The organism is Streptomyces sp. NPDC056503, assembly GCF_042794995.1.
GTDB lineage: Bacteria > Actinomycetota > Actinomycetes > Streptomycetales > Streptomycetaceae > Streptomyces.
Map to the genome: position 1 here is coordinate 1 of NZ_JBHTST010000109.1, position 22766 is coordinate 22766.

At 68.0% G+C, this 22766-nt stretch carries 20 protein-coding genes and 2 pseudogenes; 10 read left to right on the forward strand and 12 right to left on the reverse strand.

Annotated features, from left to right (window positions below; genetic code table 11):
* Together ACFQ8C_RS27105 and ACFQ8C_RS27110 are read left to right on the forward strand one after the other, a co-directional pair.
* Positions 1-138, forward strand: a 138-nt coding sequence (locus tag ACFQ8C_RS27105; protein WP_383462215.1) for a transposase, incomplete at its 5' end; no start/stop codon positions are given.
* 78 nt (positions 139-216) lie between these two features.
* Positions 217-1025 (forward strand): IS5 family transposase gene (locus ACFQ8C_RS27110; RefSeq protein ID WP_383462174.1). Its coding sequence is split into 2 segments (ribosomal slippage): positions 217-556 and positions 556-1025, totalling 810 coding nucleotides; the frame shifts between segments, so codons are not numbered across the junction.
* A 5-nt stretch (positions 1026-1030) separates the two neighbouring features.
* On the opposite strand, the gene ACFQ8C_RS27115 is transcribed toward ACFQ8C_RS27110, so the two are convergent.
* The 3 genes from ACFQ8C_RS27115 to ACFQ8C_RS27125 form a co-directional block, all read right to left on the reverse strand.
* Positions 1031-1201, reverse strand: coding sequence for a hypothetical protein (locus ACFQ8C_RS27115; RefSeq protein WP_383462176.1), 171 nt, complete (start codon positions 1199-1201; stop codon positions 1031-1033).
* A gap of 416 nt (positions 1202-1617) precedes the next feature.
* Positions 1618-2073: a hypothetical protein gene (locus ACFQ8C_RS27120; RefSeq protein ID WP_383462178.1), complete on the reverse strand. Its 456-nt coding sequence runs from the start codon at positions 2071-2073 to the stop codon at positions 1618-1620.
* A 159-nt stretch (positions 2074-2232) separates the two neighbouring features.
* Complete coding sequence (locus tag ACFQ8C_RS27125; RefSeq protein WP_383462180.1) at positions 2233-2643, reverse strand: hypothetical protein; 411 nt, start codon at positions 2641-2643, stop codon at positions 2233-2235.
* On the opposite strand from ACFQ8C_RS27125, the gene ACFQ8C_RS27130 reads away from it, so the two are divergent.
* A complete protein-coding gene (locus ACFQ8C_RS27130; RefSeq protein ID WP_383462182.1) occupies positions 2638-2844 on the forward strand; it encodes a hypothetical protein in 207 nt (68 codons plus the stop codon). The genes ACFQ8C_RS27125 and ACFQ8C_RS27130 overlap by 6 nt on opposite strands.
* A 253-nt stretch (positions 2845-3097) precedes the next feature.
* Here the strand turns inward: ACFQ8C_RS27130 and ACFQ8C_RS27135 are convergent.
* A pseudogene (locus ACFQ8C_RS27135) lies at positions 3098-4608 on the reverse strand (IS481 family transposase).
* Positions 4609-4849: 241 nt separating this feature from the next.
* Positions 4850-6433 (reverse strand): PstS family phosphate ABC transporter substrate-binding protein, encoded by a 1584-nt coding sequence (locus ACFQ8C_RS27140; RefSeq protein ID WP_383462183.1) that lies wholly within the window; start codon positions 6431-6433, stop codon positions 4850-4852.
* 681 nt (positions 6434-7114) lie between these two features.
* On the opposite strand from ACFQ8C_RS27140, the pseudogene ACFQ8C_RS27145 reads away from it, so the two are divergent.
* Positions 7115-7474 (forward strand): annotated as a pseudogene (locus ACFQ8C_RS27145) (transposase family protein); the annotation flags it as partial.
* A 201-nt stretch (positions 7475-7675) separates the two neighbouring features.
* Here ACFQ8C_RS27145 and ACFQ8C_RS27150 read toward each other — a convergent pair.
* Positions 7676-7885 carry a hypothetical protein gene (locus ACFQ8C_RS27150; RefSeq protein WP_383462185.1) on the reverse strand — a complete coding sequence of 70 codons (210 nt, stop codon included), beginning with the start codon at positions 7883-7885 and terminating at the stop codon, positions 7676-7678.
* A 108-nt stretch (positions 7886-7993) separates the two neighbouring features.
* Here ACFQ8C_RS27150 and ACFQ8C_RS27155 point away from each other — a divergent pair, with 108 nt between their 5' ends.
* A complete protein-coding gene (locus ACFQ8C_RS27155) occupies positions 7994-8638 on the forward strand; it encodes an SDR family NAD(P)-dependent oxidoreductase (RefSeq protein ID WP_383462187.1) in 645 nt (214 codons plus the stop codon).
* A 943-nt stretch (positions 8639-9581) separates the two neighbouring features.
* Here ACFQ8C_RS27155 and ACFQ8C_RS27160 read toward each other — a convergent pair.
* From ACFQ8C_RS27160 to ACFQ8C_RS27175, 4 genes are all read right to left on the reverse strand, one after another.
* The gene (locus ACFQ8C_RS27160) at positions 9582-9962 is read right to left on the reverse strand and encodes a hypothetical protein (RefSeq protein WP_383462189.1); all 381 of its coding nucleotides are present in this window, start codon (positions 9960-9962) and stop codon (positions 9582-9584) included.
* A 109-nt stretch (positions 9963-10071) separates the two neighbouring features.
* On the reverse strand, positions 10072-10206 hold the full coding sequence (locus ACFQ8C_RS27165; protein WP_383462191.1) for a hypothetical protein: 135 nt from the start codon (positions 10204-10206) through the stop codon (positions 10072-10074).
* A gap of 393 nt (positions 10207-10599) precedes the next feature.
* Entirely contained in the window at positions 10600-11679 is a 1080-nt protein-coding gene (locus tag ACFQ8C_RS27170) for an ISL3 family transposase (protein WP_383462217.1), read from the reverse strand.
* A gap of 77 nt (positions 11680-11756) precedes the next feature.
* On the reverse strand, positions 11757-14123 hold the full coding sequence (locus ACFQ8C_RS27175; RefSeq protein ID WP_383462193.1) for a tetratricopeptide repeat protein: 2367 nt from the start codon (positions 14121-14123) through the stop codon (positions 11757-11759).
* A gap of 124 nt (positions 14124-14247) precedes the next feature.
* On the opposite strand from ACFQ8C_RS27175, the gene ACFQ8C_RS27180 reads away from it, so the two are divergent.
* Entirely contained in the window at positions 14248-14445 is a 198-nt protein-coding gene (locus tag ACFQ8C_RS27180; RefSeq protein WP_383462195.1) for a hypothetical protein, read from the forward strand.
* Positions 14446-14928: 483 nt separating this feature from the next.
* On the opposite strand, the gene ACFQ8C_RS27185 is transcribed toward ACFQ8C_RS27180, so the two are convergent.
* The gene (locus ACFQ8C_RS27185; protein WP_383462196.1) at positions 14929-17196 is read right to left on the reverse strand and encodes a Dyp-type peroxidase; all 2268 of its coding nucleotides are present in this window, start codon (positions 17194-17196) and stop codon (positions 14929-14931) included.
* 340 nt (positions 17197-17536) lie between these two features.
* Between ACFQ8C_RS27185 and ACFQ8C_RS27190 the strand changes: the two genes are divergently transcribed.
* From ACFQ8C_RS27190 to ACFQ8C_RS27205, 4 genes are all read left to right on the forward strand, one after another.
* Positions 17537-19516: a galactose oxidase-like domain-containing protein gene (locus ACFQ8C_RS27190; protein WP_383462198.1), complete on the forward strand. Its 1980-nt coding sequence runs from the start codon at positions 17537-17539 to the stop codon at positions 19514-19516.
* An 864-nt stretch (positions 19517-20380) separates the two neighbouring features.
* On the forward strand, positions 20381-21256 hold the full coding sequence (locus tag ACFQ8C_RS27195; protein ID WP_383462200.1) for a hypothetical protein: 876 nt from the start codon (positions 20381-20383) through the stop codon (positions 21254-21256).
* Positions 21257-21401: 145 nt separating this feature from the next.
* Positions 21402-21542 (forward strand): hypothetical protein, encoded by a 141-nt coding sequence (locus ACFQ8C_RS27200; protein ID WP_383462202.1) that lies wholly within the window; start codon positions 21402-21404, stop codon positions 21540-21542.
* Between the two features lie 122 nt (positions 21543-21664).
* Positions 21665-22156 (forward strand): hypothetical protein, encoded by a 492-nt coding sequence (locus ACFQ8C_RS27205; protein ID WP_383462204.1) that lies wholly within the window; start codon positions 21665-21667, stop codon positions 22154-22156.
* Between the two features lie 139 nt (positions 22157-22295).
* Here the strand turns inward: ACFQ8C_RS27205 and ACFQ8C_RS27210 are convergent, their stop codons facing one another.
* Positions 22296-22733 (reverse strand): DUF4240 domain-containing protein, encoded by a 438-nt coding sequence (locus ACFQ8C_RS27210; RefSeq protein ID WP_383462206.1) that lies wholly within the window; start codon positions 22731-22733, stop codon positions 22296-22298.
* Positions 22734-22766: the final 33 nt, after the last annotated feature.

Sequence of the window (22766 nt, forward strand, 5' to 3'; positions counted from 1 at the left end):
GTCGAGCGGACCATCGCCTGGCTGCACGGCTTCCGCCGTCTCCGCGTCCGCTGGGAACGACGCGACGACATCCACGAAGCCTTCCTCGGCCTCGCCACCTGCCTCATCACCCACCGACACGTCCAACGCCTTTGTTAGGAACTCTAACTGATCGTTTCAGAATGAGTTCGCTGTTGGGGGTTGGCGGTCGGGCTTGGTGGCGGCAGAGTGTTGCGGGTGTCGGATGATCTTGTGCCTGATGAGCTGTGGGAACGTATCGCTCCGCTGCTGCCGCCCCGCCCGCCGCGGCGCCATCGGTATCCCGGACGCCTGCCGGCGGACGACCGTGCGGCCCTGCGGGGCATCGTCTACGTGCTGCGCAAGAACGTCAGCTGGAGAGACGTGTCCGCCGAGCGGACCGGCTGCAGTGGAGTGACGGCCTGGCGGCGCCTGCGGGACTGGACCGAGGCCGGCGTCTGGCCCCGCCTGCACGAAGTGCTCCTGGCAGAACTACGCAAAGCCGGTCTGCTGGACATGGACGACGCCGCGATCGACGGCTCGCACATCAGGGCCCTGAAAGGGGGGCTCACACCGGACCTTCGCCGGTCGACCGCGCCCGGCCGGGCAGCAAGCACCACCTGATCGTCGACCGGCACGGCACTCCTCTTGCTGTGACTCTGACCGGCGGAAACCGTCATGACGTCACCCAGCTGACACCCCTGCTGGACGCGATTCCCCGCATCCGCGGCCTGGTCGGCCGGCCGCGCCACCGGCCGCGACGGCTGTTCGCCGACCGCGGCTACGACTACGACAAGTACCGCCGCATCCTGCGGGCTCGGGGCATCACCCCGAAGATCGCCCGTCGAGGTGTCCCGCACGGCTCGGGGCTGGGCAAGACGCGCTGGGTCGTGGAACGGACCTTCGCCTGGCTCCACCAGTTCAAACGACTGCGGATCCGCTATGAGATACGCGCCGATCTCCACCTCGGCCTGCTTCAACTCGCTTGCAGCATCATCTGCTTGCGACGACTCCGAACCTCATTCTGAAACGATCAGTAAGCCGCCATCCGGTCGATGACCGCCGCCGGGATGTCTTGCTCAAGCCACCACTGCCTGTGGTCCTCGACGTGCCTGACGTCGACTTTGACTCCGTGCACTGAGACGAACGATCGAGCTCGTCGAGTCAGGCCGTCGGGCACATCGTTGAAGAGGTTGAGATTCACTAGAAGGACGCTACCGAGTAGCCCAGGGACAGCCGGCTCCGGCCCCCTGTGCCCCTTGTGGCACCGTGTCCCGGTCGAGCTGGAGGCATGGGCCTCATCGCCCTATTCCGCACGCCCGGATATCGGAACCCGCCGACACCCGCCGACATCCTTGGCAAGCGCGGCTACGTCGACCACTGCACCGCCGCCCGCCTCAACGACAAGGGCGAGGTCACCGCCGAACTCTCCGGGCCCTGGCCCGCCCTGATGGAGCTGGACCTTTTTGCACCGAGCCGTCGCGGAGCGGTGTCCGGTGCTCGACCGCTCCAGCGTCCGGCTGCAAGAACCAGGGCGTGCGGTTGCCCGGGTATTCCACGGTCAGCTCCGGCAAGATCGACCGGACGGACCGCATGGCTGCGCCGTCGGTCCTGCGGAAGTCACTGGGCAGCGGTAGAGGAGCCGGCGGTTGGCATGCAGAACTCGAACCGTCGTTTGAAGAGATCTCGGGCCATGGAGCCGCCCCCCTGGTACTGGACCCAGACCCAGGGGGGCGAGTCAGGCTTTGACTCGTCGTCTCCGCGCCACCACTTGCTCAAAGCGCGAACGATGATCTCTCCTTCTGATTCCCACCGCTCAAAGGATTTCCTGTTCTCCTCTTGAGGCTCTTCCGAGGAGTAGTCGATCGGTGGGGGAGCCGCCACGTCCGTATCGACGTGAAGAGTCACAAGGTCGAATTCCGGTCCCTCGAACGGCTCCGCCAGCCGTGTGACATGCGCAACCGCCCGGCGCTCGGCCTCATCCCCATGCCGGGCAACAGCCTCCTTGAACCTGTCGACACTGCTTGGGTCCGAGATCAGCGCTGCGGCGGTCTCAGTGGTGTAGGTCGGATACACCGCGATTCCTCTACAAGGAACGTCACGCCTACCATCACCACTACAGGAAGTAGTCGCAACGGCAAGGATCGTCAGCCCTGCCAAGGTGCGTATGTGTTTCCGCCGGAAATGCATTTCCACCCCCAGAGTCGGTCCGTCGGACGAGAGCTGCGAGTGATCTTACGTACGGCCAGGTTGCCGTGGTTCTGTGCCGTGAGCGAGGGGGGTTGGTGAGCGGGATTGAGCGGCGGCTGAGCGGCGGCTGATTTCGGCGGCGTAGGCGCCCCAGTCTCCGGTGGCGGCTCGCTGCCCCTTGACGGCGACGCTGATGTGGATGCCGAGGGTGCGGGCGAGGATCGCTGCGGGCAGCGCGGTGGCGAGCTGGAACAACGCGGTGGAGCGGGTTGCCGCGAGCCGGATGCCCAGCTTGCGGAGTCGTTCGCTCATCGCCCAGGCGCTGATCGGTCGGCCGGGCCGGCCGCCGGGGAAGAGCGAGGGGGAGTCGGTCTGGGCGATGACCGCGTGGCTGCGGCGGGCGGTGACCTGCTCCAGGGCCAGCGGGGGAGCGGCAAGCACAAGGTGCCCTTGCATGACGCCGCCGCCTTGATGGACCTGTCCTTCGACGGCTTGGCTGCAGGGCAGTGCGGCGCCTTCATCCGGCAGTACTTCAAGCGAGGCACGGGAGTAGGCGCGGTCGTGGCAGACCTGCGGGTCGACCTCGAACGGCCTGCGCGTGTCTCGTCGGCGGAGATCCTTCAGCAGGTTGCCGCAGGGCTGCTCGAAGAGAGCTAGCCAGGCGCCGACCGGGTCTCCACCCCTCCCGAGGGCGGAGACCCGGATGCCGGGCCCGTCCGGTACTCCCCGAGACGCAGGCCGTCGGGAACCGTACGATCCTGCGCCTTGGGGAGGGGCGGGCCTGTACGGCTTTGTTCCGGCAGAGATTCCTGTGGTGTGAGGTCTCAGAAGATCTTGGACACATCCGTCCCAGGACACTCGTGGCTGTCTCAGGACGTGGTTGGTAGTTCCGGGAGTTGCTGGACAGAGATCAGGTCTTGGGTGCGTGGATCTTTGCCTTCCAGCGGATGACCGGGTGCTGGTCTTTGCGGTGGTGGAGCGCCAGCTCCGTTCCGTCGAGGGTGACGCGGGAGTGGGTGTCCTCAACGTAGATCGTGACGATCTTCCCTGCGTAGGTGCGTCCGACGCGCAGTCTCCGGCGGGCGACCATCACCACGCCATCGCGCGGAACCTTCCGTTCGACGCTGATCGGCCCGGGGCGGTCGCCGGAAGTTCGGTGTCCGCAACGCGGGCTCCATGGAACTTCCTGCGCGTGTCGGCGGGGAGAGGAGAGGGCAGTGTCCTGGCCGGCAGGCCGTCGTGGATGACGCGCAGGAGATGTCCATTCAGTCGCAGGGTGACCCGCTGCTTGGCGAGTTCCGCCCCGATCTTGATGCGTTGGACGGACGGCAGGACGGCGAGCTGACCGCTGGCGGCCACGACAGTGTCGAACTCGAGCGCCCCGGCAGACGGCATGAGAAGCGGTTCCGCAAGATCCGCCGTGGGCGAGGTCTTCTTTGCCGTGGCCTGACGAGGGCGCGGGATGACGGTGGTCGTTTCGGGCTGCGAGGCTGGCCGGAACAGGCTCGCCGGCGTTGCCATCTCCAGTGCCTGGTGTGGGCGGGAGTGGTTGTAGGCGTGCGCCCATGCACTGAGGGCGTTCTGCGCGGTGGGCAGGTCCAGGAACGGGCCCGAGGCGTCGAGGAGTTCTCTCCTCAAGGTCAGGTGCCAGCGTTCGATCTTCCCTGTCGTCGTCGGCGAGTACGGCTTGGTCGGCTTCGGAATGACGCCGTTCTCCCGGCAGACCCGTTCGAACAGGACTTCCGTCGGGCCGGTCCGGGTGAACCGACCGGTGCGCTGCTTGCCGTTGTCGGGCAGGACCTCGGACGGCACTCCGTAGGTCCGCATCGCCCGCACGAAGGCGTCCGCGACGGCCCGCCCCGAGGGCACGGCCAGGACCTCGGAAACAACCACGAACCGGGAGTGATCGTCGATGCCGGTGAGCATCTTGCATGCACGGCCGTCGACCAGGAGGATCCCGCCGACCAGGTCCAGCTGCCACAGATGCATCGGGGCCTCGCGCTGCGACCGCTTGTACTTGCGCCGATGCTGCTGTTCTTGACGTCGGACCAGGCCGTTGCGGACCAGCACCCGGTGAACGGTTGCCCGCGACGGTGCCGAGGGCACCCCGGCGCGAGCGAGCTCGCGGGCGATCCCGCGGGCTCCCCACCGCGGATGGGCCCGACGCATTTCACAGGCCAGTGCCTCGACCTCGGCCGGCAGGCGTGTCGGGCTCGACCGAGGCCGTCGGGACAGTTCCTTCAGAGCAGCGAAGCCGCCGGCGGCGTGTTGGGCCTTCCACGCATAGATCGACTGCCGCGAGACCCCGTAGCGGATGGCTACCTCGGTGACCGGTGCCCCGTTCAGTACCTCAAGGACCACCCGGTACCTCTGCTCGACCAGCCAGTCACGATGCCGCTGGTCAACCGCGTCCTTCTCCACAGCATCAGAGTCGGGACGACCCAAGTCACTGTCAGGAGTGTCTCGATTGCACAGCATCAGACATGTCCTGAGCCCTCACACGACAGGTGTCTATTTCGGGGGAACTCGCTACCGCGGGTTCTGGCCCAGTCGTGTGTGTTGAGTGGACTACGGCCGAGATGACCGAGGGATAGGTCCAGGTAGGGCATGGGGCGAGGTCGAGGCTGCGGCTTCGCGTCGTCAGAGCATGCCAGACCACGCGTCAGGCGTCCCCGCAGATCTTCAGCCCCTTCGGGGTGGCGCAGGGCAGGTGGCCGTGAGTGCGGATGACGTCCTGGCCGCCGCCCCGGCTGAGATAGGTGAGGAAGCTGGCGGTCAGCGAGCCGGCGGGAGGTACGCCCCAGGTGTAGGCGTACTCGATCTCCCGGTACGGATAGCTGGACTCACCGAGCTCCTCCACGATGGCCCGCCGCCCGTCGACGGCCACCTTGTGCAGGCCCTTGCGCCCCTCGGTCGCGCGGAGTTCGGAGTAGCCGACGGCCCCGGGGAGTTTGACGACGGTGGTCAGGACCTGTTCGGTGGAGTCGAGTTCGCAGCGGATGACCTTCGCCCGGTGGTCATCGAGGGTCTGGCAGTTCTGCGAGGAGTTCGCGGGTTCGTTGCGATCGAGGACCCGGCGCTGGAAAACCTGCCGGGTACCGGAGTTGGCGTCCCGGCTGACCAGCAGCACCGGCCGGTCGAGGCCGGGGACCAGTTGCTTCCAGTTGGTGATCTCGCCCTGGTAGATACGACGGACTTCGTCCAGGGTGAGGTCGTCGAGGGGGATTCCGTCGTTGAGGACGAGTGTGAAAAGGGAGGCGGCGACCATGTTCTCCCGCAGCTCCGGGTAGCCGTCGGGCTTGCGTCCGTCGGAGAGGGCGACGACGGTCGGCGTGCCCTTGGATGCCTTCGCCCCGATCTCGGCCAACTTTCGTATTCCGGCGGTCGAGCCGTGCACGTCCACGATGATGTCGGAGCCCTCGCAGTCCTTCTCGTACGCCTTCTCGATGTCCCGCAGGGCGGGGGCGAAGGCCGTCGATCCCGTGACGGTGAGGGTGCCGGTGGCGCAACCGATGGGAGGCGGTGTCTGCTCCCGGACGATGATCGCGGCCAGCGCCACCACACAGGCGGTGAGGACGATGGTGACGGTCCGGGCGGTGGAGCTGAACCGGGGCGGATTTTCGTCGACGGTGGTGGAGCGGTTCCGCGTCGGGTTGCTCCCGAGCCCGCCGGTGATCTTGATGTCCCCGTCGGTCACGGGCCGGGAGAGCTGGACGAGCAGCTTGAAGTACTGGCCGCGCTTGAGAGGGACCTTGGGTACGAGGACCACCGTGTTCCCCTCGATCATCAGCCTTCTTGGATCGCTGTCCCGGGGGGTGCCTTCCATGGTGGTCCGGATGTCGCCCAGGCCGGGCGGGATCGTGGCGACGACGCCCTGGACCACCACGCTCTCACCGCCCGGCTGGTTCGTGCGCCCGAAGGTGACGCGCAGCCCGTGCGGGTCGACGGCGTCCCGATAGTCCCCGGTCTCGATGTCGAGGTCCCCGTCGTTCTCGATCCGGAGCAGGACGAGGGTGGAGCCGTCGGCGGGGCTGCTCACCCCGCTCATGTCGCCCGCCCGAACGGTCTGGATCTCGCTGTCCTCGCTGGTGGTGTCCCGGTGGAGCGGAGTGTTCAGCTGGACGCGGTAGGCGAGGCGCTGGCGCTGCGGCGAGAACCGGTCGATCCAGACGGCGGCGAGCGTGACCAAGACACCGATGAGGGCCGTGCCCACGGCGATGACGTTCTCAGCGGTTATCCATTCCATGGCCGGGACGGTACGGACGTTCGTACGAAGACGGGGGTGGTGTAGCAGGCAGCCACCTGGACTTCGCCATTCGTTCAGATGGCCGGGCCAGTGGACCTGCCGGGTGGCCGCTGACCCGGCCATCACCGCCGTCACCGTGCTCGCCAACCTCACCTGAAGCGGCGACTACGCCTACTACGTCGATATCGCCCACCATCTCCCCGGCCTGACCCCGCCCACCGGCTCGACGACGTTCGTAAAGATCCTGGGGAGTCGCTGCCGTGCGTCACTGAAGCAGGATCATTTTGCGTAGCAGTTCGAATCCGGCCCGGCCGTAGAGCTGTCTCTTGATCTTTTTGATGCGGTTCACGGCGCCCTCGATGCTGCCCTAGCTCCAGTCCAGGGTGAGGCCGACGGTCACGGCGTCGAGGTCTCGGAGCAGGTGGAGTACGAAGCCAGTGAGCCCGGCAGCTGGCCGGCTTTGACGGCGTCGATCAGGTGGGGGCGTGACGCCCAGGCGGTTGCTGGGCATCTCGCCGAAGTCGCGGACGCGCCCGGCAGCCGTGTCCAGTTCGGGGTAGCAGGTCAGGACGTCCTTCAGACCGGCCCGGTCCTCCTCGGCCAGGACCGTGAGGTGGCGGGTGGGCCAGCCGGTTACCTGCCGTACCGTCGGCGGCCGGGGCGGTGCGGCGGACCGAGCCCCGCGCAGGGCGGATGCACGATGCGACCGCCACACGCAACGAAGGCATCGGGACCTGTTTCCAGCACTTCCCGGACGTGGAAGTGCTTCTGGATGACGGCTACCTCGGCCTCAGACGCGACCACCCCGGCCAAGCGATCACACCGCCCAGAAAGCCGAACAAGATCGCTTTGCCGCACGTACACGCGGTCAGAGAGGAAGCCCGGCACCGACACTCGTCGAAGCGGATCACCGTCGAGCACGCACTCGCTGACCACAAGCGCTGGAAGCAGCCGACCCGCTGGACCCACCGGCGAGAGGTTCTGCCTGTCACCTACCGGGCCATCGCCGGCCTCGTCTCCGACCGCACCGCCACCGCGTGACCACGACTCCGATCAGGCAAACACGACTCCACCGCTATCACGCACCAGCTCGTTAACCATCACGCGTGATAACTGCCCAACTACCCCCAAAAAATAGCGACAGAGCCCAGAAGTTGGACCGGAAACGTAACTCACAAACAAAGCCACCGCCTGGCACTACTTCCTCTGGAACCTCACGTCCCAGTCTCCAGGCGTCCAGCATCAAGGGGAAGCTTCACACGGCTGGTGGTCGGGGCCGACGCCGCCGTTGGTCACGTCCCGGTACAGGCTCACGAGGAGCGCCGGGAGGCGGAAGCCGAGCGCCCGCTCCGCCGCGGGCACCTCTTCCCTGCTCGCCTCCGGGGACATCGGACCCGAGGTCGCCGCGGCCCGCGCTGCCACCCGGGAGACAAGATCCTTCACATCGCTCATGCCGCGATCCTGACAGGCGGCTCTGACATCGCCTTGCCTCCCGGGAAGACAGGGCGATCAAGTGGGGTTGTCCTCAACGTCGTTGAACGTCGAGACGGAGGAGCGGTCATGGGTGGGGCGTTGGTCATCGGGGCGGGGCCGGGGATCGGGCAGGCCGTGGCGCGGCGGTTCGCGCGGGAGGGGCTGCCGGTCGGGCTGGTCGCGCGGGCGAAGGAGACCGTGGCGGCGGCGGCAGAGGCCGTCGGGGCGCTGGGGGTGCGGGCCGTGCCGCTCACCGCCGACGTGGCCGACGAGACAGCCCTGCGCGCCGCCCTCGACGAGGCTGTCGGCGAGCTGGGCGAACCGGACGTCGTGGTCTACAACGCGGCCGTCATCCGACCCGACGCCGTCGGCGAACTCCCGCACCGCGCCCACCTGGACACGTACGCGGTCAACGTCCTCGGCGCCCTCACCACCGCCGCGCACCTCCTGCCCGGGATGGCCCGGCGCGGGCGGGGCACCTTCGTCGTCACCGGCGGGATGCCCGAGATGAAGCCGCCGTACGTGAGCCTGTCGCTGGGTAAGGCCGGGGTGCGGGCCCTGGTCGAGCTGCTCGACACGGAGTACGGGCCGTCGGGCGTGCACGTCGCCACGGTCACCGTCGGCGGCGCGGTCGCGCCCAGGACGGCGTACGACCCCGAGGACATCGCCGAGCACTACTGGCGTCTGCACAGCCAGCCGCGCGAGCGGTGGGAGCGCGAAGTGATCCACTGATCCGGCTGGTCCGGCTGGTCCGGCTCGGAAACGCCGGACCCGCGGAGCCCACCCTTTCTCACACTTCTCTGTCGCGGGTTTGCGGGGCGCCGATGTTTCTGCGGGAAGAGGCGGGAAGCTCACCGAGTCCTGGAACGGCGCGTCTTGAGGGGGTGGGTGGGGTGGGTGGGTGGGGGGCTTCGGTGGCGGGTGGGAGGGGGAGAGCGGATGAGCGTCGTGTCGTCGCGGGTGTCGCCCGGGGAACGCCGGGTGACGCTCGGGGGCCGGTCGGAAGGCGCCCGTGCCAGGGCTGCCGGCCGAGTCAGCGCCCCGGCCCGAGGCCGGGCCCGGACCGCCCGCGCTGGTCGTCGCGCCGCACGGCGGCAGGATGAGCCCCGGGTACTTCGACGGCAGGCCCACCGGGGCCGGCGAAGGCGAGACACATAGGGGCATCCCCGCAGACGCGAGGATGGCTTTGTTCACGACTTCGGGCTCTGGCTCTGGTTCAGGTTCTGGTTCTGGGTTCTGAGTTCTGGCACGACTTCCGTGAAACCACGCCGACCGGGGCTCGCACCGCCCTCTGGACGAGCTGCTGACCTGCCGGTTTACCAAGGCTGCCAGCCTCGGACACCGAGGTCCTGTACGACTTCACGGAAAGTACGCCAGAACCCTACTGGGTTCTGGCACAGATCTTGGGGAGCAGTCGCAGAGGGTGTCCAGACCGCTTGACGTGCGCTGACTCGTCATCGAACGGGTGTGATTGGCCCCTGCATACTGGCCGGATGGACACCCGTCGGCCGTTCCTGTGCGGTGGCCCCGCGTGTTCGATCACCCACCAGCAGGCAGTGTGGAGCGCAAGCGCCTGATCGTCCGCAAAATCTCGGTCCGGTTCTTCGCGACTTTCAGCCAGGTGGGAAGCCGCTCGACCAGACTCATCGGAGCCCAAGGCACATGCTCTCCGCGCTCACGAAGCCTTGGCCGCCACGTAGGCCTCCAGTAGATCGAGATGGCGCACGTCGTAGGCCCACAGTACGTGTCCACAGCAGCTCGTCTGCAACCACACCGGTCGCTGGAAGTAAGGATCGACAGGGCTGCCCACGACAGCAGAGTCGACCTTCCGATCCTTGAAGAAGCCGCACGCGGTGCACCGCAGCCGCCGATGGAGATCCAGGCTCCCGTAGCCGGCGACCTTCTCATCCGCGGAGACTCCGGGGTGGGGCGTGACAGTGGCGCACCCATCACACCGAGGACAGTGCACCAGAACCTCATCGAGGAAGTCATATCCGTACTTGCGTTCGCGACGATCTCGAAACCGGTCGCCGGACGCCTCTACATTCCCGCTCACTTGGTCAGCCTGCCAGAACCCGACTCGCTGCCCGGCAGGCACCCATCTTGCCCGTCGTGGGCACCGACGGACTGCTGCCCCCGCAGCAGGGGACCCTGGACTGAGAGGGTCACTGGAGCAGGATCATCTTGCGGAGTAGTTCGCATCCGGCCCGTCCGTAGAGCTGCCGCTTGATCTTTTTGATGCGGTTGACCGCTTCCTCGATGCTGCCGGAGCTCCAGTCCAGGGTGAGGCCGGCGGTCACGGCGTCGAGGTCCCGGAGCAGGTGGAGTGCGAAGCCGGTGGGCCCGGGCAGCTGGCTGGCGTCGACTGCGTCGATCCAAGCAGGGAGGGTGGCGCCGAGGCGGTCGGTGAGTATCTCCGAGGTCGCGGCCGTGTCCGGCGGCCGTGTCCAGTTCGGGACAGCGGGCGAGGACCTCCTTCGGGCTGATGCGGTCTTCCTCGCTCAGGGCGGCGGGGTGTCGGGTGAGCCAGCCGGTCACCTGCCGTACCGTCGGCGGCCGGAGCGATGAGACGGAGGAGCCCCGCGCAGGGTGGCGATGTGGGCGCGGACCATGCCGTAGATGATGGGAGCCTGTTCGGCGGCCGGCTCGCCGTACAGCCGGGTGACGCTGGTGCATCCCTTGGCGGAGCGCCGTTACAGGTAGGGCTTGTAGGGGTACAGCCTGTTGGGCCGGGGCCGGGGCCGGTTCCCCTGGATGGTGTCCTGCCAGCGTGCGGTGTTCGCGTACCGGAGCACGGTGTTCAGGCCCCAGCCCAGGTGCCGGGCGATCGCCCGGCGTGAGTGGCCCTGGGCGAGCAGTTCGTGGACCAGGGCGTGTACGGCCTTCTTGCGCTCGGCCCGCCGGCCGACGGGCTCCGCGTCGTTCCGCGGCTGATCGGAAGCCGGTTGGGTGTCCTGCGGCAGCATGCCGCTGGGCATCGGGTTGCTCAGACAGTCGCGATGGGCGGCGACGCAGGTCTCCACGGCCCGGCCGAGGTCCTGCCACAGATGGAACCGGTCGACTACCTGCAGAGCATCGGGAGCACCGCGCCGCGCACCCTCGGCATAGGCACCCGCCCGGTCCCGGCAGATGATCTCCACGCCAGGATGGCGGATCAGCCAGGCGACCAGCGGCCCGGCTTCGCGCGTCGGGAGCACATCGACCACGCGATGGTCTTCGACGCTGGTCAAGACGGTGGAGTAGGTCTGGCCGCGGCGGATAGCGAAGTCGTCCACGCCCAGCACGCGCGGTGTGGTGAACTGCGGATCAGGCGGTGCCATGACCCTGCGTAGCAAGGTCATGCGTCCCGCGCCGAAGCCCAGCCGGGCCGCCAGCCGAGCACCGGCCCTCTCCGCCAGGGCGATCCCCACCCGCTCCAGGGCGTGGTTGAGCCGCGTGGTGAACCGGGAGTGCGAGACGGCCGGCCGGGAGAACGGCTCGGCGAACGTCCGGCGCGGGCAGTCCGCCGACCCGCAGATGAAGCGCCGGACCGTCAGCCGGATCGCAAAGCCCTGTTCAGCGAGCGGAAGGTCCCTCAGTCTGCGCTGGTGTCGGTCGTGGACTCGGCTCGAAAAGCGGCCGTAGTCCGGACACGCAGCCCCGGCGGCGCGGCCTCTGGCCACCACCTCGACCGTGCCGAATGAGGCCGCAACCGCCTCGACCTCCACCCCGTCGATCCCCTCGAACACCAGCGAGCGCCAGAACGGTGCATCGGTCTGCATGACCAGCACCATCACCGCTCACAACGGTCCGCAGCAGCGTCAGGCAAACTCAAGGGATCATGGCAAAATTGCTGGTCACCGAGGCATAGCTATGAGCTGTTCCATCGCGGTGTCGGTGTACCGTCTGGGTCCAGCCCGTGTGGCCACAGTTTGTCGAAGACGGGTCTGTTCACTTTGCTGCCGCCGCGATCGGCTGCTTCACGATAAAGAGCGTTGGCGCTACGCAGGTCGCCGGCCTCTGCCCGCATCGTGGCCAGCCGGACCAGGGTCTGGGTGTCGCCAAGGTCGGCCGCCTGCCGGTACAGCGTTTCGGCACCGTGCAGGTTGCCGGCAGCAAGCCTTCGCTGGGCAAGACCGTACAGCGCGAAGCTGTCGTCGAGGCGGACTGCTCGCAGGGCCAGGGCTTCGGCGGCGTCGTGGTCGCCGGCCTCCTCCCGGATCCTGGCCAGGTGGGCCAGGGCAAAGCTGTCGTTATGGAAGGCCGCTTCCTGATAGAAGGATTCGACCCCTTCGACATCGCCCACTTCCTCCAGCCGCTGGGCCAGGTAGGAAAGAGCGACACTGTCGCCTCGACGAGCCGCATGCCGGTAGAACACCTTTGCGCCCTCCTGATCCCCGGTCATCTCTCGCACCATGGCCATCCGTGACAGGACGTAGCGGTTGCCACGGTCGGCTGCTTGCAGGGCCAGGGCTTCGGCGGCGTCGTGGTCGCCTGCCTCCTCCCGGATTCTGGCCAGATGGGACAGGGCGGCGCTGTCGCCGACGTCGGCTGCCTGTTGGTAGAAGGCTTCGGCCCCCGCCGTATCTCCGGCCTGCTCACATTCCATGGCCAGACCGAACAAGGTCGGGCCGTAGTCGAAGTCGTCTGCCCCGGCCCACACGGTCTCGGAGCCCGCGACAACACCGGCTTTGCGTTCCTGCCGGGCGGGAGACGGCGTGTACAACCTTTTGAGGTGAGCGGCGCGACGGTGAAGGAAGTGAGCCCATTGGAGACGGTGGCGCCGATCGGCTGCCTTGGCGAGGCTGGAGAGGTCGTCGGCATGGGTGAGGTGATCGTGGGCGGCGTGCCAGAAGGAGGCGGGCGGGCATACGTGCTCCCGGGTGGCCTTTCCGTGCTGCTCGAGGTAGTCGGCAAGCCGGAGTAGCGGCCCCGGAAAATACGGCGGTGTCACGTAGGACGCTGCAGGGGTAGACGGGCGTTGTCCCGCGCGCGGCGTGGTACGGCGCAAAGCACTGTGCTTGCCGTGGACCCCGTCGGCAAGCTCGCCGAAGGCCTGTTCGGCCCAGTCGTCGGGCAGATGGTCGCGTTCAGGATCACTGAGGTAATCGGCCACGGCGCCGGCCAGGAACGCAGCCGGAAGGTGGAGGCCGACACCCAGGCGGCGCGCGTCCATCGCAGCTTCCAGCAGTGCACGACCGGCCGGTGAAGCATGGCGAAATCGTTCAAGCAGAGCGGGACCGCCCGCCAGGTCTTGTGCCACACGTCCGTCCCGGTCAGAACGGGTGAGCGCGTCGGCCAGTAGCGCGTCGCCGCTTTTGGCGAGCGCGGCGGCGCCTGCAAGAGCTGCGGCGTCGAAAGCCTCCGGGATGGTCAGAATGCGACCGGTAAGCAGCTCACGCACCCGGCTGTGCGGGTCGGGAGCACCCGCTGCGGGCAGTGCAGTGAACTGGCGGGCGTATTCAGGCCATAAGGTTCCGAACACAAGGACCGGGCCACGCTCAGGAGTGATGAGCAGACGGTGCAGCGCGGACGCGATCCGCTCACCGTGCTCTCTGTCCCCCAAGTAGTGCTGGGCTTCGTTCAGCCAGATCACCGTGCGCGGCGCCACGCTCACCAGGTCGGCAAGTGCTGCCTCGGCCCGGGTCGGGTCGAAGGGATGCCACAGTCGCCAGCCTTCAACGGCCAGAGGCTGTACCGCCTCCCAACAAGCCCGCGTCTTACCCGTCGACGACGATCCCACCAGCACCGTCATCCGGCTGCGCCCCGCTGCCGCCTGATCCACCAGTGTGGCGAGCAAGCGATCGTGCTCCCGCCGCACGTAGCCGGCAAGCACCGGATCTCCGGATGGGCCAGGACTGCCCTCGCAGATCGAAGCGGGTACAGCAGGATGCACCTCCAGCACATGCGGATCCCACTCGCCGATGGGCCGTCCAGGACCCGGTGCAGCCGTCCCGGCCGTCCCTGTCGTGGAGACAGAGCCCTCCACCATGGCGGACCTGCGCAACCCCAGCATTCTTTCCACGCCGAGGTGCAGGACTTTCGCCAACGCAGCCACTGTCTGATCAGAGGGAACGGGCCCACCGTCGCGGAATGCCGCCCAGACGGTCGTACGCCCCAGCTGCGCGAGACCGGCAGCCTGCGCCTTGCTCAACCGACGCCGCGCCATGGCGTCACTGAGTTCTTTGCGAAGCTCGGCGAGAGCCGCTTCCCCGACCAGTTCCTGTTCCTCGTTCACCTGCTTGCTCCCCCGACCCTGAGGTGTTCGACGGTGTTCATCATCGTCCGGCCTGAACCACGGCGAACACCGTTTCCGCGACCTTCGATCACGCCAGCACCCCCACCCCTACCGGGAGCCTGCCGTGAACCTCGCCCTCATCCTCCTCACCACCGCCCTCGTCCTCGTGATCGCGCTGCTCGCCGCCGCCGGCGCGGGCAAGCTCGCCCGACTCGACGGCGCCACCTACCCCGCCGCCCTCACCCGCGCCGCCCTCACCTTCACCGCGGTGCTCACCCTTGCGGCCGCCTCCACCGCCGCCTTCACCGGCCTCCTGAAGTGACCCGACACCCAAGCCCGGAGAGCATCAGGTTTCCCCGCCGACGAGCATCCGCGGCGCCGCCCGCCCGTAGGGCGCGGATGCCCCGTCACCCGCGAGCAGCACCGCCGCCTCCGGTCTCGGTCATGTCCCCGAGCAGCCGTGGTAAGTGCGGACCTCCCAGGTCAGGCTGCTTACCGCGTGGCTTACCACGCAGGTTACGGATGGTTACCACCGTGCTGACCGTGGGGCGTTATGGCCTTGTGGCGGCCCGGGGCTGCTGCTGGTCAGCCCGGTGGTGAGGTGACGGTCGAAGAGTGGGGCTCAGCTGATTTCATCGGGTCACATGAGAGCCATCACTTCGGCGTGAACAGGAGCCAGAAGCATCATCGTTCAGGCCATCCATAGCCGAAGCCGAAGCCGAAGCCGAAGCCGAAGCCGAAGCCGAAGCCGAAGCCGAAGCCGAAGCCGAAGCCGAAGCCGAAGCCGAGCCAGGGGCAGGGCTGGTCAGCCTGTCAGGGACCTCCACATCGTCAGCGGTCGGTCCTCGACCGTGATCTGGTCCTCGTGGCCGTGGCCGTCGCGGATCACGATGATCCGGTACTTGTCCTGGTGGAACGCCCAGAACAGACTCATGCCGTTGATCCGCTGCATGTCCGGCACCGCGAGGAATTCGTCGACCCGCGCGATCCCGGCCAGTGATCGCCACAGGTCGAGGCCGCGGTCGCCGCGTTCGAGGTTGTCCCGGTGCATCCTGCCATCGGCGATCGAGACCAGGCGGTATACCTGACGGTCCATCAAGGTGTGGAACACCCAGTACCAGCTCTTGCCGTCGACCCGCTGCAGGTCGGGTACCGGCAGGAAGGCGTCTACCTTCTCGATGCCGTTGAACGAGACCCAGGCGGAGAGCGAGCGGTCCGGGAGGTCGATCGTGGCGGTCTGCTCGGAAGGAAGCCCGGACTCGGCGCCGTCGGCGATCGAGATCTTCCGGTAGACCTGCCTGCCCTCAACGGTGTGGAACAGCCAGAACCGGCTGCGGCCGTTGATCCGCTGCTCGTCCGGGACGGGCAGGATCGCGTCGACCTTCTTCACTCCGGCGTAGCACGGCCAGGTGCTCAGCGGCCGGTCGGGGCGTTCACGGGCGTCCACGTGCTCGTCCCCGTCGGCGATGGAGAGGGTCCGGCAGACGGCGTCACCGTCGGCGCCCGTCCCGTACGCCCAGTACCAGCTCTTGCCGTTGATCCGCTGCATGTCGGGGATGGGCAGGAAGGCGTCGGTCGGCCGGACGTCGGCGGGCGGCTTGTCGGTGAGCCGGCCGTCGCCGAGCAGCCGCAGCAGCGTCAGCGAGGGGACGAAGGCGTAGACGGACCCCTCGGTCACGACGAACTGGCTCAGGCTCAGTCGGGTGGTCTTGCCGGGGCTCTCGTAGCTGAGCGTGCCGGCGGCGCCGACCATGCCGTCGGGGCCGGGCTTGTTGGTCCGGTTGGGTGGGAAGTCGGGGCTGTCGATCCACGCCTTCTGGATGAACTCGAACTGCTGCACGAGGTCCGACTGGTAGCAGACGAAGAGCAGGCCGCGCTTTTCGTCAGGCCCGCCGGGCCCCTCCGAGGCGGGGTCGAAGGGTGCGCCGTACGGGGCGCCGCGGCGGATGATCCGGCGGCGGTCCATCACCGGGTTCTCGTCGAACGGCGGATCGCCGGGCCTCTCCTGCAGGCCGTCCCGGGGGTTGGTCTTGCGCAGGTGCGAGAAGAGCGGCGTGATGAAGCCCTCGGGGTCGTTGCGGTAGCCGAAGTCGTTGTCCTCACCGGCCAGCGCGCTGGAGGGCCTGTCGGCGTGGGGGCACGTGGCGACGGGGGTGCCCGAGCGCCACCGGCCGACGAGGCGGGCCGCCAGCCACTCCGACGTGGCCTCGGGCGGCACCACCTTGGCCTCCTTGAGCACCTTCAGCTGCCCGGCGACCTGGGACCAGAAGCCCGGGACGTCCTGGCCGAGCCGCCGCACCACCTGAAAGGTGCCGTTGTCGGCCCAGTCCGGCGTCTCGTGCGGCACACCGCCGACCCGGTCGCAGCCGACGACGAACTCGCCGGCCGGGATCAGCCGCGTACCGTGGTGCCCTTTGACGTACTCGGGCTTGCCGGGGTCCGGCTCGTCGAAGCCGATCACGCCGGGCTCGCTGACGCCGTCCTTGAAGCCGAAGTGCTCCTTGCCCCTCCGGCTGCCGGGCAGTGTGGCGGCATCCTGCTGGAAAACGATCACGATCTTGGCCGCGGCGCACGCCTCTCGCTGCTGTCTGACAGTCGCCTGGAGGTCCTGGACGGTGTCGGAGGCGACGGTGAGTACGGCGTGGACGACCTGGCCCCTGCCGTTGCCGAAGAGCCACATCTCCGGCGAGCTGTCGCCGGTGTCCCCGAGTGCCCGCTTGTCGGAGCCCTGCTTGAAGGCCTCCAGGCCGCTGCCGGGCTTGACCGAGGGCAGCGGGTCCTTTCCGCTCAGCTCCCGCAGGCCCGCGTAAGTGAAACCGACGTTGATCCAGGTGGCCTTCAGTGTTCTCGGATCGTCGCCGGCCGAGGCCTTTCGAGCCTTGCTGAAGGCGGCGTTGAAGGTCGCCACCTGCCTCGTCGTGGCGATCTGCGGTTCCAGGCCCTTGACCCAGGTACGCGCCCGCGCCGCGTCCTCGAACTTGAGGAACAGCAGGGTCATCTGGTCCTTCTTGAAGCCGGCGATCACATCGCCCTGGATGTCGTCGCTGTCACGCAGCTTGAGGTCGTCCACCATGCTCACTCCAGAAGATCGACACCTCCACACCGTTGTTGCGCGGAGTAATCAGCAAAGTACGCGGCGCCCAGGTGGGCCTCCCGTGGCCGACCTGCCGACGAAGCCGTCCATCACCCGTTTGTTTTGCACAAACGCGCTGGTAGGGGGGCGCGCGAGGCATGGGGGGCGCTTTCGGCGCTCGCGGTCACCCGCCTGCATGTTTCGGGGTGACAGCCGAGTGACCTGCCGGAAAGCTGAGGCATGTCACTTTGAGTGAACGGGTGGCAGTCCTGGCGCGGCCCGCCCCGACGCGTCCCCTGGTCGGGGCTGATACGCCTTCACCTCTCCGGCAAGGAGTCCCATGTCCCGCAGTAGTCCGCCCCTGCCCGTACGCCGACGGCTCGCCACGGCGATCTCCGCCTGCGCCGCCACCGCGATGGCCGCGTCCATGGCCCTGGCGTCGGCAGGCCCCGTACTCGCCCACACCGGGCACGACGAGGGGGGCGACACCTTTCCCTACGGCCCCGCCTCCAGAGCGGCGACCGCACCGGTCACAGTCGACCCGGACGAGGCGGCGACGCTCGGCAAGGAGCACGCGGAGGAGCACGCCCGTACCCGGAAGGCACTGGCCGACGTCGGCGAGTACCCGCAGACCACCCGCACAGAGCGGCTCAAGGCACTGACGGCCTCTCAGGAGAAGGCCAACGCGGGCTTCGACGCCGCCGAGTTCGGCCGGTTCCGGGAGTACTTCCAGTCCCCCGACTTCGCGGCCCACATCGCACTGCTGCCGACCGGCAAGGTCCTGCTGTTCTCCTTCGAGCGGATCGAGACCAACCCGCAGAAAGAGCCGGCCCCCACCGACACGATCGGCAAGCCGAACGCCGGCCGCGCCTGGATCTGGGACCCCGCCAAGGGGACCGGCGCCGGCGCGTTCACCGAGAAGAAGCCACCGGTCATCAACATGCCCGACGGCAAGAACGAGCCCCGCCCGGCCCCGTTCTTCTGCGCCGGCCACTCCTACCTGCCCAACGGCATGCTCGGCGTCTTCGGCGGCAACCTCGGCGGAAACGGGGGCTCCGGCGCCAAGCTGTCCCTGGTCTTCGACCCCTGGGCGGAGGAGTGGTACCTGAACAAGGACATGTCCGTCGGCCGGTGGTACCCGAGCGTCGTCACCGGCGCCGACGGACGTCAGGTGATCATGTCCGGCCAGTCGGAGCTCGGCTGGGGCACCCCCACCCCGCTCGTCGAGCGCTTCCCCGCCGTGACCCACCCCGTGCCCTTCGACAAGTCGGTCAAACCAATCGGCTGGGGAGTGGACAAGCTCACGACCGAAGCCCCGTTCAAGTGGGACTACCCGCACCTGTTCTCGCTGCGCGACGGGAAGATCTACGGACTCGGCCGCTCCGTGGACCAGCAATGGCTCTTCGACACCGCCGCCGACACCAAGACCGACCTGCCGAACCGCCCGGACGTCAACAAGGCCAAGCCCGGCCCGGACGGCGGCGAGTGGAGGCGCAACTACGGCTCCGCGGTCCCCCTGCCGGCCGGCTTCAGAGGCCCCGACTCGGTCCTGGTCCTCGGCGGAGACCGCGACGACCCGAACACCTACCGGCTGGCCGGCGGCAAGTGGAACACCGAGAAGCCCCGCGCCTTCGGCCGCACCCAGGACGACACCCTGCTCCTGCCGAACGGCAACCTGCTCACCGTCAACGGCGCCTTCGACATCCGTGACTACGGCAACGGACCGTACAACCCCAACGCCGACCTGAAGTACCGCCAGGTCGAACTGCGCGACGAGAACGGCGACTGGAAACTCGGCCCCGTCCAGCGGCTGCCGCGCGGCTACCACTCCAACGCCGTGGTCCTCCCGGACGGCCGCGTCATGGTCACGGGCGACGAGCTCCAGCAGCTCGCCAACGACCCCGACATCACCGACAACAACAACGGCAGCATCGAGATCTACGAACCGGCCTACCTCCACCAGGGCAGCCGCCCCTCGCTCGGCCTGATCTTCAACCCCAGCGTCGGGTACAACGAGAAGATCACGGTCAGCACCAACACGCCCAGCGAGGTCACCCGCGCCGTGCTGTTGGCCCCGACCACCGCGACCCACTCGATCAACACCAGCCAGCGACACCTCGACCTGCGCATCAAGAGCCGCAGCGGCAACTTCCTGGAGCTTCAGGCCCCACCGACCGCCGCCGCGGCCCCGCCCGGCCACTACATGCTCTTTCTCCTCAACGAAGAGGGCGCGCCGAGCAAGGCGGGCTGGGTCCAGCTCAAGCCCTCGACGGCGGCCGCCACGGGTGCCACCGCCGCCAAGGTGAAGGCCGGCGACTGACACCACCGTCTTGTACGGGGCGAGCCCCCAGTCTCGTCACAGGGCACGGCTGGGGGCTCGCCGCGGATCGGACAGCATCGGTATCGGGTCGCACGACAGCACGCCGCCCCGAGTAGTCCAGGCTTGACGTACCAGGCCGACACCGCGGAACCAGGGCACAGGATGCCGTCTGCGGCGCCCCGTGCCGACGACGGGCCTGACTCCGCCGTGACCGTCACCACGGCGAACCGTCGGCGTCCGGCGAAGCCGGGCTTTGACCGGGTCTCGGCCCAAGGCCGGGTGGTTAATGTTTTCGCAGGTCACGCAAGGGGTGTTGGGGCCCATGCCGTGGCGGCGTAGAGGTGGGCCGAGTTTGCGGATGAGGCCGGTATCGGCCCCTCTGGAGAGCTGTCCGTACGGGGTCTCCATGGTGATGTCGCCGAAGTGAGAAGCGATGTCGCGGGGGCGCCGGGCGAGCGGCCGGAGCCTTCGAGCGCCTCGCGGATCCGAGGCCTGCTCGACCAGCGCACTCGGGTCGGCCTGGCCACCATCCCGGAAGGACGCCGCCTCACCACATCCTCCCGAGCCCTGGCGGCCAGTCAGAGGCTGCGCATGTAGGCGTACGGCTTTTATCTACCCAGCTCGGTACGAGCGAGCGTCCTCGGCTGTCTGGCCGCCGCGTGGCCGGGGCCGGCCGATAGCCAGCCGGCCTCGGGGTAGGGCGGTTGGGCCAGGGCGGGCGTAGCTGCATCGTGCGGCGACGCCCGCCCGTCGGCGTACGCGCTGAACTGCGGGCGCGGGGGAACCGGGTTGCGAGGCGGTCGGGAGCTGCGGTGGAATCGGGCGGCCTGTGCATCTGCGGCCCAGGCGGGGAGGGATCGGTTCATGGACAGGTCGACAGCGCTGGATGGCGTACTGCAGCAAGCGCACGTGGTCCAGGTCAGCTCGGTGAGCGGGTTCGGGGCGGTCGGAGAGATCCGGGTGGACCTCTCCGACCCGGCGGAGTCGGTCCAGCTCAGGACGGCCATGGCGGTGGAATCACTGTCCGGGGTCCGCTGCGTGTGCCTTGGAGACGTCCGCTTCGAGGTGTTCGGCCAGGACGGTGGGCGGCTCGCAGTCGTCGTCCTGCACCACGGGGCGACACTGAGGTGGGGGCAGTGGGGGAGTGACGCCGTCCTCGCCGACGGCCGCCTGCTCCTGGCCTGGCTGGACAGGCGCGGCATGCCCGGCCCCATGCAACAGTTCAAGGCGGACCGGCAGCGAGCGCAGGAAGGCGCCGAAGAAGAGCGCGGCTGGCTGGCCGCGATGCCCGCCGCACTGGAGGGGACCGCCGACCGGATCCTCGGCCTCTCCCGCACCGGCGGCAGGCCCTCCCCCGAATTGCTCGCGGAACTCACCGACCGACTGCACCTGACGTTCCCCGACCCGGTAGAGCGGGTGCTGGCCCTGCTCGGCTGGTACGGATCCGGCAGCGGGCGCTGCTCCGGCTACCCCCTCCACGAGAGCGTGCCTGGCGAACTGCTCGGCAGGGTGCCGATCGCCGACCTGCTCGCCGCCCTTGCCGACCCGCGGGCCGAGGAACGGCACGACGCCGGAGCCGTGCGGCATCTGGTGGGCTGGAAAACCCGCCCACGCCAGAAACGGGACATCGCCAGCCTCCCCGAACCACTGCGCGCCCGACTGCTGGCCCACGCCCGCCGCTCTGGAGACCCCGACAAACAGGGCCGCGCCGAACGATGGTTGACACCCCCGCGGGCCTGAGAAGTCGAATGGCCCTGGCTCCCCGATACGCGCACGGCCACCTTTAGGGCGGGGACGTATGGCTGTACCGCACTGGCCACGTTCGGGGGTGTACGCCGACACCTGTCTTTCCCACGTTCTTGACGACTGCGGCTTCCCACCCCGAATGATTCGCAGCACCCGGCTCGTCGACCTGGTGAACACCATGACTCCCAAGCTCGTCGCCGCGGCCTTCGGCATGGACCCGCAAGTCACCCTGATCCATCTCGCTGACCATGTCGACCCCGGGCGTCTGCCCGATCGCTGAGGGCAGGTCGAGGCCCAGGGAATCCGCTGGTCAGCAGTCTCGCCATCCCCCAGACTCGGATGTGTGAGAGAGGCCCTCGGCGATCAGCACAGGGAACCTGTGCCCGGAGAAGGGAAACGACGATGGCCCACCTGCGACTCGCCTGGGTCCTGTCCGGACGTGGTTGGGCCGACTGCATCGTCAGTGACCACCAGGCGGAAGCCGAAGTCACAGCCTCCTATGTCACCACTGCCCCCGAAGATCTTTTGACGGCAGTAACACGTCTGATCGTTGGCGAGATCGAATGCCGAGCGCAGTTCGAGGCCGAGCCCACCATCTTTCGATGGATCTTCTACCGTGAAGACACCCACGTGTGGATCCGCCTGCTGGCGCTGGCCAACGGCAGTGCCCACGACAACACGGGGAACGAGATCTGGTCCACCCAGCAGGACATCGATGTCGTGACCCGAGCAGTGATCCGTTGCTTCGACGAGGTCGTGAGGGAGTACGGCGAGAGCGCATACCGCAGCAAGTGGGGTGAGGACTTCCCCCGAGCCGAACTCGAAGCTCTCAGGACCGCGTGGCGCGAACATCGAGGCGACTGGGCAGCCTCCTCGGCATCATCGAACCCGTGAATTTTCGGCAGCACCTGGCACGGGTTCGCCGGAACATGTGCGCTTTGCTGGCTTTGTTCACGAGTTTCGGGTTCTGGCGCACATTCCGTAAGGACGATCAACGGCGCTGGAGTTCGTAACCAGCCGCAGACGATGCTGTTCAATCAGCCCAGCCCTCGGTGTTCGAGCAGGATTCGTAGGAGTAGCGAGTATCACGATCCCATTCCTCCCCGGTGATGCGTTCGTATGCCCGGTCCGGTGTGTAGAGCAGGGGCTCGGCCCAGATGAGGTCGATGGCGTAAGGAGTGAAGGCCGCCGGGTCCTGGAGGACGCTGTCGAATGCGGTACGGCCGGCGACGACCGCGGCCCGGGTGTAGAGGAAGGCGTCACTGGACAGGTCGTGTCCGTATTCCTTGCGGTCCAGTCGGTAGAGCGCCCATGACAGTTGTTCGGCAAAGTCGATGACCAGCCACAATGGGGAGTAGGCGAGCCGCTCGGTCAGCGTGGCTGCAAGGACCTCGGCGTCCGGGTCAGGTTCTGTGGGCCTGCAGTCCTCGATGAGCTGCCAGAAGACGTCTTCGTTTATGCGGGTGAGCATGTCGCAGAGGTCTGACATTGATACTCGTAGCGG

What these genes read in the sequence shown, in the direction of transcription:
- ACFQ8C_RS27125 (WP_383462180.1), bottom strand. Translation starts at nt 2,643, where the DNA reads ATGCAAGGGCACCTTGTGCTTGCCGCTCCCCCGCTGGCCCTGGAGCAG.
- ACFQ8C_RS27140 (WP_383462183.1), bottom strand. Translation starts at nt 6,433, where the DNA reads ATGGAATGGATAACCGCTGAGAACGTCATCGCCGTGGGCACGGCCCTC.
- ACFQ8C_RS27150 (WP_383462185.1), bottom strand. Translation starts at nt 7,885, where the DNA reads ATGAGCGATGTGAAGGATCTTGTCTCCCGGGTGGCAGCGCGGGCCGCG.
- ACFQ8C_RS27155 (WP_383462187.1), top strand. Translation starts at nt 7,994, where the DNA reads ATGGGTGGGGCGTTGGTCATCGGGGCGGGGCCGGGGATCGGGCAGGCC.
- ACFQ8C_RS27170 (WP_383462217.1), bottom strand. Translation starts at nt 11,679, where the DNA reads ATGGTGCTGGTCATGCAGACCGATGCACCGTTCTGGCGCTCGCTGGTG.
- ACFQ8C_RS27185 (WP_383462196.1), bottom strand. Translation starts at nt 17,196, where the DNA reads ATGGTGGACGACCTCAAGCTGCGTGACAGCGACGACATCCAGGGCGAT.
- ACFQ8C_RS27190 (WP_383462198.1), top strand. Translation starts at nt 17,537, where the DNA reads ATGTCCCGCAGTAGTCCGCCCCTGCCCGTACGCCGACGGCTCGCCACG.
- ACFQ8C_RS27195 (WP_383462200.1), top strand. Translation starts at nt 20,381, where the DNA reads ATGGACAGGTCGACAGCGCTGGATGGCGTACTGCAGCAAGCGCACGTG.
- ACFQ8C_RS27200 (WP_383462202.1), top strand. Translation starts at nt 21,402, where the DNA reads ATGATTCGCAGCACCCGGCTCGTCGACCTGGTGAACACCATGACTCCC.
- ACFQ8C_RS27205 (WP_383462204.1), top strand. Translation starts at nt 21,665, where the DNA reads ATGGCCCACCTGCGACTCGCCTGGGTCCTGTCCGGACGTGGTTGGGCC.
- ACFQ8C_RS27210 (WP_383462206.1), bottom strand. Translation starts at nt 22,733, where the DNA reads ATGCTCACCCGCATAAACGAAGACGTCTTCTGGCAGCTCATCGAGGAC.